The sequence below is a fragment of the Pseudomonas sp. RT4P38 genome, from assembly GCF_054897765.1.
Genome location: NZ_CM142703.1, coordinates 1,653,750 through 1,668,990 on the forward strand (window position 1 = coordinate 1,653,750; position 15,241 = coordinate 1,668,990).

The 15,241-nt window shown below is 57.9% G+C and carries 12 protein-coding genes and 1 pseudogene; 11 read left to right on the top strand and 2 right to left on the bottom strand.

The annotated features are described in order from the left end of the window. The 8 genes from ACYZT7_RS07615 to ACYZT7_RS07650 all read left to right on the top strand — a co-directional run bounded on the left by ACYZT7_RS07615 (window position 1) and on the right by ACYZT7_RS07650 (window position 7,414). Window positions 1-549, top strand: a complete 549-nt coding sequence (locus tag ACYZT7_RS07615) for a hypothetical protein (RefSeq protein ID WP_462040558.1) — start codon at window positions 1-3, stop codon at window positions 547-549. Between the two features lie 3 nt (window positions 550-552). Then, the gene (locus ACYZT7_RS07620) at window positions 553-2,328 is read left to right on the top strand and encodes a transposase family protein (protein ID WP_462040559.1); all 1,776 of its coding nucleotides are present in this window, start codon (window positions 553-555) and stop codon (window positions 2,326-2,328) included. Beyond that, window positions 2,328-3,509, top strand: coding sequence for an ExeA family protein (locus ACYZT7_RS07625; protein ID WP_462040560.1), 1,182 nt, complete (start codon window positions 2,328-2,330; stop codon window positions 3,507-3,509). Before ACYZT7_RS07620 ends, ACYZT7_RS07625 begins: the two co-directional genes overlap by 1 nt. A 1-nt stretch (window position 3,510) precedes the next feature. Further along, complete coding sequence (locus ACYZT7_RS07630; RefSeq protein ID WP_462040561.1) at window positions 3,511-3,828, top strand: hypothetical protein; 318 nt, start codon at window positions 3,511-3,513, stop codon at window positions 3,826-3,828. A 30-nt stretch (window positions 3,829-3,858) separates the two neighbouring features. Continuing rightward, on the top strand, window positions 3,859-4,221 hold the full coding sequence (locus ACYZT7_RS07635; protein WP_462040562.1) for a Mor transcription activator family protein: 363 nt from the start codon (window positions 3,859-3,861) through the stop codon (window positions 4,219-4,221). A gap of 381 nt (window positions 4,222-4,602) precedes the next feature. Further along, window positions 4,603-5,709 (top strand): GGDEF domain-containing protein, encoded by a 1,107-nt coding sequence (locus ACYZT7_RS07640; protein ID WP_462040563.1) that lies wholly within the window; start codon window positions 4,603-4,605, stop codon window positions 5,707-5,709. Continuing rightward, window positions 5,702-6,637: an iron-sulfur-binding ferredoxin reductase gene (locus tag ACYZT7_RS07645; protein ID WP_462040564.1), complete on the top strand. Its 936-nt coding sequence runs from the start codon at window positions 5,702-5,704 to the stop codon at window positions 6,635-6,637. The genes ACYZT7_RS07640 and ACYZT7_RS07645 overlap by 8 nt, the downstream gene beginning before the upstream one ends. A 27-nt stretch (window positions 6,638-6,664) precedes the next feature. Continuing rightward, complete coding sequence (locus ACYZT7_RS07650; protein WP_462040565.1) at window positions 6,665-7,414, top strand: enoyl-CoA hydratase-related protein; 750 nt, start codon at window positions 6,665-6,667, stop codon at window positions 7,412-7,414. A gap of 192 nt (window positions 7,415-7,606) precedes the next feature. Here ACYZT7_RS07650 and pyk read toward each other — a convergent pair whose 3' ends face one another. Next, window positions 7,607-9,058: a pyruvate kinase gene (gene pyk / locus ACYZT7_RS07655; protein ID WP_462040566.1), complete on the bottom strand. Its 1,452-nt coding sequence runs from the start codon at window positions 9,056-9,058 to the stop codon at window positions 7,607-7,609. Between the two features lie 175 nt (window positions 9,059-9,233). On the opposite strand from pyk, the gene ACYZT7_RS07660 reads away from it, so the two are divergent. Then, window positions 9,234-9,608 carry a tetratricopeptide repeat protein gene (locus tag ACYZT7_RS07660; RefSeq protein WP_462040567.1) on the top strand — a complete coding sequence of 125 codons (375 nt, stop codon included), beginning with the start codon at window positions 9,234-9,236 and terminating at the stop codon, window positions 9,606-9,608. A gap of 264 nt (window positions 9,609-9,872) precedes the next feature. Next, window positions 9,873-10,232, top strand: coding sequence for a PilZ domain-containing protein (locus tag ACYZT7_RS07665; protein WP_282375439.1), 360 nt, complete (start codon window positions 9,873-9,875; stop codon window positions 10,230-10,232). Window positions 10,233-10,384: 152 nt separating this feature from the next. Here ACYZT7_RS07665 and ACYZT7_RS07670 read toward each other — a convergent pair. After that, window positions 10,385-10,621: pseudogene (locus tag ACYZT7_RS07670) on the bottom strand (DUF6124 family protein); the annotation flags it as partial. A gap of 555 nt (window positions 10,622-11,176) precedes the next feature. Between ACYZT7_RS07670 and ACYZT7_RS07675 the strand changes: the two are divergent. Then, window positions 11,177-15,190, top strand: coding sequence for a hypothetical protein (locus ACYZT7_RS07675; protein WP_462040568.1), 4,014 nt, complete (start codon window positions 11,177-11,179; stop codon window positions 15,188-15,190). Window positions 15,191-15,241 lie beyond the last annotated feature (51 nt).

Consider the following 15,241-nt stretch of genomic DNA (forward strand, 5'->3'; position numbering starts at 1 on the left):
ATGTCGCGTATGGGGATTGGTTATCGGGAGTTGGGTCAATTTCGGCGTTTGCCGCAGGACCAGCAGGCGGCGCTGATTGAGGTGGCGAAAGCCGGTGATAAGGAGGCGTTTGTTGATCTTGCCGAGGAGATTATTGCCAAGCACGCCAAGGAGAAGGAGGCGTTGGGCCGGCGCCTTGATGAGACGAATGCCGATTACACCGCGCAGAGCGAGGTGATGGCGAAGAAGACGAGCGATTTGGATAAGGCCCGGCGGGAGCTGGAGATATCTCGCAAAAGGATTCAGGCGATGCCGGCGGATGAAACCGCAAAGGCGCTGCGCGGGGAAGTGGCGGCGATCGCTTATGAGGCGGAGGTCAGTGTGTTGGGGCCGCTGCGTGAGGGGTTTGCCAAGCTTGAGGCGTTGGCCGTCGACGGTGAGGATCACCGCGCTTTTAAGGCCGGTTTGATTCGGCAGTTGGAGATCACGCTGGGGGCGGTTCGCAGTGAGTTCAACTTGCTTGATCAGGTGGATGGCGCCGCGGTCTGGCTGACGCCTGCGGAGGCCTGATCTATGAATCCGGTACACATTGAGCAGTTGATGCAGGTAGCACGTCGCGCTGATGCGGCTGTGCACGGTGAGCGTACGGCCATTTACCAGGCTGGGGCGCTGGCGCTGGGGGTGTCTATTTCTACACTGCAACGCCAGTTGAAGGCGGTGCGCTTGGCTAAGCCGCGTAAGCGGCGCAGTGATGCGGGTTGCAGCGCGTTGCCGCTTGAGGAGGCGCGGTTGATTTCGGCGGTGTTGCTGGAGTCGATCCGGGCCAACAATAAGCAGTTGTCGACGATTGTGCGGGCCGTTGAGCGTTTGCGCAGTAATAACCTGGTGAAGGCTGGCCGGTTGGACGAGCAGACGGGTGAGTTTCGACCCTTGAGCCGTAGCGCAATCAGCCGAGCGTTGCGGGGTTATAAGTTGCACCCCGAACAGCTGTTGCAAGACGCCCCGGCGGTGTCGTTGGCGAGTCAGCATCCCAATCATGTTTGGCAGATCGATGCGTCGATTTCGACGCAGTTTTATCTGGCCGATGACGGCGCACGGGTGATGAACAAGGCTGAGTTTTACGACGGTAAGCCGGCCAATCTGAAGAAGATCGAACGCCAGCGGCTGTGGCGTTATGTGATCACTGATCACACCAGCGGCACGCTGTATGTGGAGTATGTGTTGGGGGCAGAGTCGGCTGAGAATCTGTGCGGCGTGTTGATTAATGCCATGCAAAAGCGCAGTGAGTCCGACCCTTTTCATGGGGTGCCTTGGGTGTTGATGACGGACCCTGGGGCCGCGATGACCAGTGGCATTTTCCGAAATCTTTGCCGTGTTTTGTCGATTGATTTGATTATTAATCGGGTCGGTAATGCGCGGGCCAAGGGTCAGGTCGAGCAGGCGCATAACATTGTTGAGCGCGAGTTTGAAAGTGCTCTGAAGTTTCAGGCGGCGAACAGTCTAGGGCAGATCAATGCGTGGGCCGGTCAGTGGATGCGGTACTTCAACGCGACTTCTATTCATACCCGCACGCGGCGTACTCGGTATGGCGTTTGGCAGTTGATTAAGCAGGAGCAGTTGCGTCTGGCGCCGAGTGTTGAGGTGTGTCGTGAGCTGGCGGTGAGTACGCCTGAGCTGCGCAAGGTGAGCAATTTGCTGCGGGTTTCGTTCCGGGGGGCTCAGTTTGATGTGAGTTCGGTGCCAGGGGTGATGGTGGGTGAAAAGCTGCTGATCACTCGCAATTGCTGGCGGGACAAGGATGCGGCGATTGCGGTGTTGGTGGGTGATGACGGGCGTGAGAGGTATCACGTTATTGAGCGCATTGGGGTGGATGCGTTTGGGTTTGCCGAGACGGCCGCGATGATCGGTGAGCAGTTCAAGCGTCATTGCGAAACGCCGGCTCAGGTGTCGCGCAAGGTGTTGGAGCAGATTGCGACTGGCACGACGAATCAGGCCGATGCGCAGGCCGCCCGTAAGGCGAAGGCTGTGCCGTTCGGTGGGCTGATTGATCCACATAAACACGTTAATGACACGGTGCTGCCGGCTTTTCTGCCACGGCGCGGCACCGCGCTTAATGTTGATGCACCTTCCGTTGAGTTTGTGCCGCTCAGTCATGTTGAGGCTGCGAAGTTGTTGCGCCCGCGGCTTGGCCATCTTTGGACGGCCGAGACGTTTGGCTGGCTGCAGCAGCGTTATCCGGAAGGTGTTCTTGAGGAGCAGTTGGACGCCGTTGAGGCTGAGCTGAATCGACCCGTTGAGGTCCCACGTAAGCCGTTCAGCCTGGTTCGGGCGGTGGTTGGAGGTGAGTGATGTTGAAGCTTAAGAAGATTTTGCAGGCGGTGGGCCAGCCTCAATCGGCGTTGGCCAAGTCGCTGCGCCTGAGCGGGGCGACGGTTGCGCAGTTGGTGAATCACGGGTATTGGCCGCGCAGCCTGGACTGTGACGAGTTACAGGGGCGTATTCGGGTGTTTTTGACTGAGTCAGGGGCCAATGATGCCGCTGTCGCCCATGCGTTTGATGAAGTGGACCCGCCGTGCGCCAACACGAAGGGGCCGGCCCTTTTGAAAGAGCCGTCCGGGGAGGACGAAGTGATGTTGTTGCCAAAGCAGACGTTACAGCCAACGACTCGTAAGGCCTTTGGTTTGTTTCGCGATCCGTTTGATGAGTTGCAGTGTGCGCAGGATATGTGGGTGAGCCCGGATATTCGTTATGTGCGCGAGGTGATGTATCAGACGGCTCGACATGGTGGGTTTCTGGCCGTTGAGGGGGAATCGGGGGCTGGCAAGAGCACGCTCCGCCGGGATTTGGTGAATCGTCTTGCTGAGAATAATGACCCGGTGATTGTCATTGAGCCTTATGTGTTGGCGTCTGAGGATAACGATGCCAAGGGTAAGTCGCTGAAGAGCACGCACATTGCCGAGTCGATGATGGCCGCTATCTCGCCGCTGGCTAAGCCCAAGAGCAGCCCTGAGGCGCGGTTCGCCCAGTTGCATAAGGCTTTGAAGGAGTCGCATGCCGCCGGGTATCGCCATTGTCTGGTGATTGAGGAGGCCCATAGCTTGCCGATTCCGACACTCAAGCACCTTAAGCGCATCCTGGAGTTGGAGGTCGGGTTCACTAAGTTGGTCAGCATTATCATGATTGGCCAGCCTGAGCTGGGGGTGAAGTTGAGTGAGCGCAATGCCGATGTGCGTGAGGTGGTGCAGCGTTGTGAACGGGTCTCGCTGACGCCGGTTGAAAATTCGCGCTTGGCGGAGTTTTTGACGTTTCGCTTCGATCGGGCGGGTAAGGCGCTGGGGGAAGTCATCGATGAGGGTGCCATTCAGGCGATTGCGGCGCGGTTGTCTCAGCCAACACGCCATGGAGGGCGGGATGTGACTGTGTCGCTGCTTTACCCCTTGGCGATCGGCAACCTGGTGATTGCGGCGATGAATTTGGCCGTTCAACTGGGTGTGCCTATGGTCACTGCCGATGTCGTGAAGGGGGTGTGATATGACCAATCTGAATGTGGCAGTTGCGCCGATGGTTGGGCCGTTGAGCATCCTGACTGAGGAGTTCCCGGCGAAGCTTTCGGCCTTCAATGAGTTGACTCGGGATTTGCGTGAGGTTGGGATTGCGGTCCAGCATTTGGTGTTTCTGGACAACAGGATTTTTATTGAACCGGACAGTGTCGGGTTGTTTCTGCGTCGTTTCGGGGATCAACTGCGGGGGATTCGTTATGTGCCTTCGGGGAAATTTACCTGCAATAGCGTGGCGGTTCGGGGTGTTGATGTGGTCTGGTTGTCGTTGGTGAAGGAGCAGGATAAATGAGCCAGGCCCTTGATGCCGCGGTGGTGATGTATGAGTGACTTCCGAAGCAAGGGGCCGGAACTGCTGATTGATCTGACTGAACACGTTGCGGCTGCGCTGAAAGAGCTGGTGTCGATGGATGAGGGTTCTGCCCGTCATGTGGCCAAGGAGGTCGCCGATCGTATGGCGGCGCATTGGGGTGGTCAGAATGTTTATTTTCCGATGGGGCTGGCGGTCAAGCTGAGCCGGCGAGATCGGCAGATCTTTGAAGAATTCAACGGCACCAACCAGAGCGACCTGGCGCGTAAGTGGGGAGTGTCGCTTCAGTGGATTTATAAGATAGTGAAGGCGGTGCGCAAGGATGAGATAGCCCGTCGCCAGGTCGATATGTTTGCCCCGTCAGTTGATGACTGAACGGGGCTCCTTTTGTTGCGTAGGCTGCAACTCTATTGCACGGGGTGTCCCAATTTGTGCCAGCCTATCCCGGAATGGACCGGATTTATCTCGCTTATACGTTGGGATTTATCTCAGCCCTAAACACTTGAGTTCGACTCGATATTTCAGGTCGCAGAATTTCTTATAAACACATCGGTCAGTCCCCTCGCCCCTTGGGGCGGTCCGACGCTTCGGGAGGGTTAGGGTGAGGGGAAATGGTTCACACACGAAGTCATGGCTTTGACGCCAGTTTTTCGCGCCAAAAATTGAATGGTCATTTATCAGGCACGCTACTAAAGTGGCATTCGGCCTGTAGAGTAGGACACTCAAGCAGCCTTCTTTCGCACGGTGAGTCAACGATTGACCCATAACGCCATCCAGCGCTTGTTACTCAAACGCTTTGCCCTCGCAGCTGGCACCTACGCCCTGGCTTTGCTGCTGCTGTGGCTGGCGTTTTTCACGGGTCATTACGATCAACCCCTGGCCAACGTGGCCATCGGCAGTGCGCTGGTGGTGGTCAGCCAGGCAGCGTTGTTCGCGCTGTTTTACAGCGGTTGCAACCTGCGTTTTTCCGACCCCAGCCTGACCGAAGTGCAGGTGTTGCTGGGGCTGGGTTGGCAAACCTGGCTGATCGTCCATCTGGATGAAGCACGCGGCGCGTTTCTGGTGTTCTACGTGCTGATTCTGCTGTTCGGGTTGTTTCATCTTTCGCGCCTGGCCTTTCTACGGTGCGCGCTGTTGGTGTTCGTCAGTTTCAGCGCCGTCACGCTGTGGGAGGGCTACCAGTTCCAGTTACCCGACCCGGCGTTGGCCGCGTTGCAGGTGTGCGTGCTGCTCATCGTGTTGGTCTGGCTGGAGCTTTATGCCCGTTACGTGCAGGCCTCACGTCAACGCATGCGCCAGCGCCGATTTGCCTTGCAGGCGCATCAGGACACTCTGCGCGGGATGATGCGCCAGCTCGAAGACCTGGTGGCCACCGACGAACTGACCGGGCTGTTTAATCGCCGACATTTCCTGCGCCTGGCCTCCCGAGAACTGAACGCGATGGACGCCGATGTCGTGCACGGCCTGGCGCTGATCGACCTCGACCATTTCAAACGGATCAACGATGTCCACGGTCATGCCGCTGGCGATCAGGTGCTGCAAGCCTTTGCCGCCGTGGCCAGCGCTTGCTTGCGTGAGGGTGATGTTCTGGCGCGTTACGGCGGTGAAGAATTTGTCGTGCTGTTGCCTGATTGCAACGCCGAACGCCTGACCTCTTGTTGCGAGCGGTTGCGCATTGCGTTCACGGATGTCGAACTGGTCGGCCTCAACGTCAGCCATCTGAGTTTGTCGGCGGGCATGACGTTGCTGGAACTGGGCGACGATCTCGACGATGCCTTGCAGCGCGCCGATCAGGCGCTCTATCGGGCCAAGCGTGACGGTCGCAATCGTTGCGCGGCGGCGTGGGAGAACGTCGATGCCTGAGTTACGGGTCGGCGAACGCCAATGGTCGGTGGCGGCGGGCAGCAACTTGCTCGATGCCTTGAATCAGAACGGCGTGTCTGTGCCTTACAGCTGTCGCGCCGGCAGTTGCCATGCCTGTCTGGTGCAATGTGTACAAGGGCTGCCGAGTGACAGCCGACCCGATGCCCTGAGCGCAGACCAACGTCAGCAAGGCTGGCGCCTGGCGTGCCAGTGTCAGGTGATCGAGGACTTGCAGGTGCACACCTTCGATCCGCAACAGGACGGCCGCCCGGCCGAGGTAGCGGCTGTCGATTGGTTGAGCGCCAGCGTGTTGCGTTTGCGTCTGACCCCTCAGAGCCCTTTGCGCTACAGCGCCGGGCAGCATCTGGTGTTGTGGGCGGGCAACGTGGCGCGCCCGTATTCGTTGGCCAGCTTGCCGGATGAAGACCGGTTTCTGGAGTTCCATCTCGAGTGTCGCCAGTCGGGGGAATTCAGCGATGCTGCCCGTCAATTCAAGATCGGCGACTCGATCCGTCTAGGCGAGTTGCGCGGCGGGGCATTGCATTACGACCCGGACTGGAACGCCCGACCCCTGTGGTTGCTGGCGGCCGGTACCGGGTTAGGCCCGTTGTTCGGCGTCTTGCGTGAAGCGTTGCGTCAGGATCACCAAGGCGCCATCCGTGTTATTCACCTGGCCCATGATGCCGAGGAACATTACCTCGCCAAACCCCTGCAAGCCATGGCTGCCAGCCGCCCGAACCTCAGTATCGAGCTGTGGACTCCGGCCGAGTTGCCCGCGGCTTTGGCGCAACTGCGGCTTGTTTCCCGGCAAACCCAGGCTTTACTCTGCGGGGCCCCTGACAGCGTCGACGCCTTTGCCCGGCGCCTGTACCTGGCGGGACTGCCGCGCAACCAACTGCTGGCGGACGTCTTTGTTCTCCGTGGTTGAGCGCTGATTTTCGATGCGAGACCCTCCATGACCGATGCAATCCAATTTGAACGCGAACGCGGCCTGCTGACCCTGCGGCTCAACCGCCCCGACAAGAAAAACGCCCTGACCCGCGCCATGTACAGCCACTTGGCCGAAGCGCTGAAACAGGCCGATACCGATCCTGAAATCAATGCAGTGCTGATCACTGGCAGCAGCGAATGCTTCACCGCCGGCAACGATATTGCCGACTTCCTGCAACAACCACCGAGCAACCTCGACAGCCCGGTGTTTCAGTTCATGCTCACCCTGCTCGAATGCCGCAAACCGGTGATCGCCGCCGTGGCCGGCGCCGCGGTGGGAATAGGCACGACGATGTTGCTGCATTGTGATTTGGTGTATGTCAGTCGCGATGCGCGCCTTCGCATGCCTTTCGTCAATCTTGGATTGTGCCCTGAATTCGGTTCCAGCCTGATCCTGCCGCGCTTGCTCGGACATGCCAAAGCCGCCGAGTTGTTGCTGCTCGGTGAAGGTTTCAGTGGTGAGCAGGCTGCGCAGTGGGGGATTGCGACTGAAGCGTTGGGCAGTGGCGAAGCGGCGCTGGCCAAGGCGCGGGAGGTGGCATTGCGTTTCGAATCGCTGCCGCCGGAAGCGGTGCGCATCAGTAAGCAATTGATGAAAGCCCCGGACCGCGAGCAGTTGCGCAAGGCAATAGAAGAAGAGGGCGCATTGTTCACTCAACGGCTGCGCTCGCCGGAGGCTATTGCGGCATTGTCGGGATTTATCAACAGGCATTGAATCTGCGTTGACCGGGCGGGCCCCATCGCGAGCAAGCTCGCTCCCACAGTTGATCTGCGTACACCACAAATCCCCTGTGGGAGCGAGCTTGCTCGCGATGGGGCCCGCCCAGGCGCCACATCTTCTGGATCAGAAACCCAAAAAGCCCCGCCATTCACATGGCGGGGCTTTTGTTTTTCAGCGCATTGTCACTCAGACCATCGGGTCGCCAACGTGCAGGATTTTCATCCCGTTGGTGCCGCCAATGGTGTGGTAGCTGTCGCCCTTGGTCAGGATGACCCAGTCGCCTTTCTCCACAACGCCGCGTTTGAGCAACTCGTCGATCGCGGCCTGGCTGACTTGCTCAGGCGGCAGCGATGCCGGGTCGAACGGTACGGTGTAGACGCCACGGAACATGGCCGCGCGGGCCTGGGTTTCGCGGTGCGGGGAGAACGCGTAGATCGGGATGGAAGAGCGGATGCGCGACATGATCAACGGCGTGTAGCCACTTTCGGTCAAGGCGATGATCGCTTTCACGCCAGGGAAGTGGTTGGCGGTGTACATGGCCGCCAGCGCGATGCTCTGGTCGCAGCTTTCGAAGACCTTGCCGATACGGTGGCTGGAGGTCTTGCTGGTCGGGTGCTTTTCAGCGCCGATGCAAATGCGCGCCATGGCTTGCACCGCTTCCAGCGGGTAAAGGCCGGCGGCACTTTCCGCCGAGAGCATCACGGCGTCGGTGTAGTCGAGTACGGCGTTAGCCACGTCGGACACTTCAGCACGGGTCGGCATCGGGTTCTGGATCATCGACTCCATCATCTGGGTCGCGACGATCACAGCCTTGTTGTGGCGGCGTGCGTGCAGAATGATTTTCTTCTGAATGCCCACCAGCTCGGCGTCGCCGATTTCCACACCCAGGTCACCACGAGCCACCATGACGGCGTCGGAGGCATTGATCAGCGCGTCGAGGGTTTCGTCGTCGGCCACGGCTTCGGCGCGTTCGATCTTCGCCACCAGCCAGGCAGTACCGCCGGCTTCGTCGCGCAGTTGACGGGCGTATTCCATGTCGGCGGCGTCACGCGGGAAGGACACGGCGAGGTAGTCGACTTCCATTTCCGCAGCGAGCTTGATGTCGGCCTTGTCTTTTTCAGTCAGGGCCGGTGCGGTCAAGCCGCCACCGCGACGGTTGATGCCTTTATGGTCGGACAACGGACCGCCGATCAGCACGGTGCAATTCAGCTCGGTGGCATTGGCGGTATCAACGCGCATGACCACGCGGCCGTCGTCGAGCAGCAGCTCGTCGCCTACGCCGCAGTCCTTGACCAGGTCCGGGTAGTCGATACCGACGACGGTCTGGGTGCCTTCGGTCAGAGGATGGCTGGTGGAGAAGGTGAATTGATCACCGATCTTCAGCTCGATCTTCTTGTTGGCGAATTTGGCGATACGGATTTTCGGGCCTTGCAGGTCACCCAGCAGGGCGACGAAGCGGCCGTGCTTGGCAGCGAGTTCACGCACCAGCTTCGCGCGAGCCTTGTGCTCGTCGGGGGTGCCGTGGGAGAAGTTCAGGCGGGCGACGTCCAGGCCAGCCAGAATCAGCTGTTCGAGAACTTCCGGCGAGTTACTGGCCGGGCCAAGGGTAGCGACGATTTTGGTACGACGGACGGACATGCATAGACTCCTGAGTTCAAGCGCTGAGTGAGGCTACTATGCTCTGGGGGTGTAGTCATTGTTCGTTTGCACTACTTTTTGTGAAGAGCTTTGTTATTCGCTTGTTTCTTTAAACGAACATTCCTGAAGATTTTGCGCCACGGGTCGATACAAAGCTCAAGACAGGAGAACCCCCATGCGATTCGTGCTCATAGCCGTCCTTTTCCTCAGCGTCACGGGCTGCACCCGTTGGTCGATGAACCATCATTTGAATAACGCCTACAGCGCCTATGACCGCGGCAACTGCGAGCAAGTAACGCTCGAATTGTCAAAAGTCGAACGCGCCAGCCGCGCGCGGCCTTATGTGTGGCCGGAAGTGTCGATGATGCGCGGGCTGTGTCTGGAGCGTCAGAAACTGTTTGTCGATGCGGCTCAAACCTACCAGTTCATCATGGCGTCTTACCCGCAAAGCGAGTACGCCTACCGCGCCCGCGCCCGCCTGGAAACCTTGCAGTCACTGGGCCACTATCCGCTGCGCAGTGCTGCGGTCGTGCGCCCGACGCGGTTCTGATTAAAGGGGTCATTCAAAGGCTGGCTCACCTGCGGTGGTGAGCTATAGTCGAATAGATCGGTTTTAGAGCCTCGTCTCTAATCGACGTAACACCTGTGATCGGCAGGAGTAAGCGGCAGCGGTTTTGTGGACTGTCGCACCGGGATCGGGGAGAGCGCGCCTATGTCTATGCCTTTCTATAAGAAATAGAAGCAGAAATAGAAGCAGGCCCGTTCCGAAGCATTAGTGCGGCCCTGCTTAAGGGCCTTGCTGGGCCAATTGCGCATGTTCACTGACCGCCGGATCGAGCGGCATCAATTGCCGTATTTTCTAAGAGTGTTCAACAGCGTCACCGACAAACCCATCGGCTTTCTGGGCAACGTGTCCGAAGACGGACTGATGCTGATCAGCCAGTTGCCGATGATGATCGGCGCCGATTTCGATTTGCGCCTGAAAATCCCCGCCAGCAACGGCTGCATGCAGGTCATTGATCTTCAGGCGTGTTGCTTGTGGTGCCATGAAGACACGACGCCTCACCACTATGACGCCGGGTTCAGCCTGCAACGGGCACCGCCGGAGTATGGGCAACTGGTGAGTGCGCTGAAGCAGTACTTCAGTTTTCAGCCGCTGCCTGCCTCGGCCTGAAATTCTGCGGCGCCGTTGCAATCGCGAGCAAGCTCGCTCCCACAGTGATTAGCGTTGTGCACAAAAAAAGTGTGTTCACCGCAGAAACCTGTGGGAGCGAGCTTGCTCGCGATGGCGTCAGTGCAGACAACAGAAACCAAATGGCTGAAGCACTACGCCGTACCGATCGCCTGCTCGTTCTCCAGCGTCTTCTCCACCAGCAACAACCCCAACTCACTCAACTGATAAATCGCCATCGCCAGGTGACGCGGTTTGTCGTCCAGGCTTTCGGCCAAATCCAGCAGCAGAATGCCGACCGACGAAAAGGTTTCGTAGGTCTGGATGGCAATGGCTTCGGGGTTGGCATCGGGGGAGACGGTGAACATGTTCATGGCACGGATTTGGGATGAGCTGAGGTGGTCGATGTCGGGGGGATTTGGTGTTGGTTCGATCATATGTAATTCCTGTTTCTAGGGCTATCACCAGTTCGCGACTAAACGAAAGGGTGGCGGCTGTGGGCAGGTTAGTCGACCGGGAGGAATCACGAAAAACCGGCGCGCCCGAGAGCGCCCTGCACACAGCCACCATCGAGTGCGGGGATAGGGAATACCCGACTTAATGACGCTTATGCACCTTCGCGAAACCTCCCGGGCGACTAAACCCGATCGCTGATTGGCAGCGACGCGGATCAAGTTACGGGGCAACGCCAAGGCGCACAAGCCGGCGGATTCTGGCGGATCTGTAGTCCGTTGCGCAAGGCGTTGTAGTCAGTTCTTCTGCACCCTGAACATCGCCTGAACATCGCCTGAAAACGGCAGCGGTCGCATGTTGCCGTTCGTCGGGACTGTCAGTTCTGTCAGGTTCTATACGCGTTAGGCAGGAATTTAATAGCTCATGAAGCTTTTTGGACAGCTAGCAGCAAATTGTTGGATGTCTATCACACCAGAACAGTTTAAGGAGCAGTCATGGATACTGATGATCTTGAGAAATCCAAAGCACCTGCAACACCTGAAACATCAACCGGTACTGGTGAGCTTTTGTCCTATGAAAGTAATACCAACGCATATCAAGACTTCACGGTGACCGTCCCTGGGAAGGATGGTGACTGGCAGGTGGTTCTGACAACCAGGTATTCGTGGGCTGCTGATGGTAGGACTTTTACTGTCCATCATGTGGTTTATACGGCTACAAACAATGATTTGTACAGGGGCGTAGTTCTTGTCGGTCTTTTTTCAGAAGAAGAATGGGGGCCCGTTTTTTTAACTGAGACAGCGAATCAAAATGGCCACACGTACACACTCCCTGTAAATCATACGATGCCCGCTAAGGATGGTTCCGTCGGGTTATTTCTTGAGTTTAGATATAAGTTTTGGTGGGGTTGGGAGAGAGTGTGGAGCACTTTCCCGATGTCTTTCACTCCCAGGACGCCAAGTATCGACCCCCTCAGAAACGTCTCCTCTAGAACATTCACGGTTACAGGGGCGGGCGGCCTGCCTGGCATCGGTGCAATCACTCTCCATAACGTCGGTGGGAATCAGTTGGCTCCTGCGGGCATGCTGGGTGATGGCACTTGGCGTGCAAGTATTTCCATACCGCTGACGGCGAATTCCCTTGTCTTCTACGCCACGCAGAAAATAGGTGACAGGTTCTCGAATTCAAGCCAAGAGACTGCCTATCTCGCCGCAATTACTTCGCCAGCCTCCGGCACTCTTCTGGTCACTGGTGATAAGTTCCAGGGGATCGCCGCTCCCGGAACTACCATTAAGGTGGTCAGGGCTGATGACCGTAATACTTTGTTGGCTGACGTAACAATCGCGCCATCCGGGACATGGGAAGCGGTGATGACTGCTACGCCAATCAGTGGCGAGATGAAGGTGGAAGCTCAATACAGCCTGACGGGCTTTACGCACGGCTACACCGCCCCTATCACCTACAACGTACTGGGCGCCCCAGCTATAACTTTACCTGCCGCCAACAGTACTCAGCCGACCAACTTTACCCTCCACGGCAACAATGGGTTAAACGGCGCCACCGTTGACGTCTTTATCGATCTGACGCAAACCAAGGTCGGTACAGGTACCGTGGAGGGCAATGGCACCTGGACCGCCGCCGTTACATTACCCTCGGCAGGACCTGTAACGCTTGCAGTGCTGCAGAAGTTGTCCAACAGGACGTCCGTTCGCGGCGCGTCCCGTGCATTCAATGGTGCGCTGAGTGAACCTACGCTCTTGTCCCGACCCAAGGGTGAGGGCGTTGAGTTACATGGCACGGGGTATACCGGCGCGCTAATGGAGGTAAATCGTATCGTAGGCCCCGTTTTACTTGATGCTGTGGTTGCCGCAGGTATATGGAATAAGGAAATCCCTCCAGCGACATTGCCTGGTAACTACTCCCTCAAAGGGCGACAAAGTATCTCCGACGGTGGTAGCGGTCGGATCTATTCTGACTGGAGCCCGGATCTCTCCGTCAATCTCCCCACCCCCAGACCGACGGATATGAATGTCACCGTTAATGGTCAGAAGGGAACTTTCTCCGGTAAAGGGCGGCAGTGGGAGGCGACTAGAGTCGCGATCGAAATTCGCCACGGCGCAGGCGTTCTGCCGGGCGTGCCACACGTGGACGTGCAGGCCAATCTCGACTGGACCGTCACCGCCACCGCGGATCATGCGCCCGGTGTTTACAGCCTTACCGCGCGGCAATGGGTGAACAATCAGTGGTCAGCGGACAGCGCCACGTTTTCCATGACCGTGGCATCCCTGCCTCCCGTTTTCACCAAGCCCGACGTGGACGGCGCTATCAGCGGGCAACGTCCGCAAATCATGGGAACCGCCTGGCCAGGTTCCACAATCGTTTTGAAAATCCCCGGCAAACCCGATGTGCCGCTGACGGCTACGGGAGGCACGTTTACCCTGAGCGCCGACGCAGACTGGGCACCGCGCACGTATGCGCTAGAGGCAACAGCGAAGTTCGGCGACCAGACGTCTTCCGTCGGCAGTCGAACGTTTACAGTCAGAACGCCACCGCCGTCCTTTACCACGTTACCTGGAACAGAGGTCGATCTCGTTCCGATCATCGAGGGCAAAGGCTGGCCGGGGTGCTGGATTGTCGTTTACTCGCCGACCAATTTGCCGGTGGGTGCCGGGCGGGTGGATGCGAGCGGAATCTATTCCGTGACGTTGACCAGGCAAGAAACGGGCCCATTGACCATTTATGCAAAACAGCAAGAGTCTGAAGGCAGTAGCAACGTCTCCGAGATGACGACGACGCTTACGGTCGATGTGCAGATGAAGGCCCCCTTTATAGAGGTTCCGCCAGCCGGCGGCACAACCACACGATCATCTGTTTTCTCCGGCAATGCCGTGATCGGCGGCCTGGTCGACCTGTATATGAAAGGAGCAGTCGAGCCGTTTAAGGAGGGTATCCAGGTGCAAGCGGACACGACCTGGCGGGCAAACGTGAATCTGCCCGTAGGCCCGGTCGAGCTTGAGGTCGTTGTCCGCCTCAGCTCCGCCATCAGTCCTAAACGTGAACACGCGTTCAGGGTGGTTCCAAATACACCTGTCATCGATTCACCCCGGGAGGGGGAGGCGTTAGGCCGCATGTTGTTCATTTCCGGGACTGGTTTCCCGACAGACACGATATTCATTGACAGGCACAACAACAATGACCCATTGGGAAAAACCGAGGTCAAGGAAAACGGTACCTGGACGTTCAATGCGATCCACAACATGAGCCCGGATGACAGTATCACTGCCATCGCTAACGCAGGTGAGGGTCTGAATTCCGAACACACACCTTATTTAAAGAACTCATTGCTGTCCAAAACCCTCCCGCAGATCACCGAACCCCGAGTGGGTGATTACGTCGGTCTCAATCCTTATTTATCTGGCGTGGCCCAACCGGATGCCGACATCACTGTTTCGCAATGGTATGACGCGAGCCAAGTCGTTGCGTCGACAACGGCCGATGAAAAGGGGGAGTGGTCGGTAACAAGCGATGTAGATTTTCCTGACGGTCCGGCATGGGTGATCGTGCGACAGACGGTGCAGAGCCAGGCCTCGGAGTGGGTTCAAAGCGATTATTTTGTGGTGGAGCGCATGCCCAACGATTTCACGGCACCTATCGTGGATTATCCGGTGGCGGGGGCGAAGGTCGGGAAAATGCCGATGTGGCAGGGCAGGGGCCTGCCGTGGGCTGAAGTGACTGTTTACCAATCTCACGAAGCAGATTTGTTAGATGCGCTGGGCACGACGTTCGCAGACCGATACGGAAACTGGAAGGTCAGCTCGACGAGGCAACTTCCGGTTGCGACCAGTCTTTTTTCGTACTGCGTGCGTCAACGGCGCGATCGTGTCTTCTCGGAGCGAGCGCTCTCCAATTTCGAGGTCATCTCGAATACGGGTGGATTTGAAGCAGCGATCATCGAGCGCCCCATCGATGATGAGCTGCAAGTACTTGAACAACGCCCATTGTTCAGTGGCAAGGCTCGGGGCGGGGCCGAAATCCAGATATACAGCTCTGATACCGCCGAGGTTTACGCGTTGGCGCGAGCGGATGGACAAGGCTTTTGGTCAGTGCGCACTGATTATGAACTGCCGGTGGATGCGACCTCTTACGCGTTCAAGGCGTGGCAGATCGTGGATGGCCTGTATTCGCAGGCTTCAGAAGTGAGGCGCTTCAAGGTCGCCAATAAAGTCGAGATTCCCGTCGTCCTCGGCCAGGCTTCATGGGAAGTGGTCACCCCGCGAGCGGTGATCCATGGCACCGCATTGCCCGGCGCGCGGGTCAAGATCGTCCGGTTCGAAGACACCAATGACATTTTGGGCGAAGGCATTGCAGACGCTCAAGGGCGCTGGTTGATCGTGACCCTCCCTCTGCCGCCAGGGAACGTCAAAGTGAAAGCGGGGGCTTTCTGGGGCGATGTGAGTTCAGGTTGGTCGCCAACTTCATTTGATCTGGACGTGAGGGAAATCGGGTAATCCTTCTGCGCTCACCCCGAAGCCCTCTTGCGAGGGCTTTTTTCTGTCCGT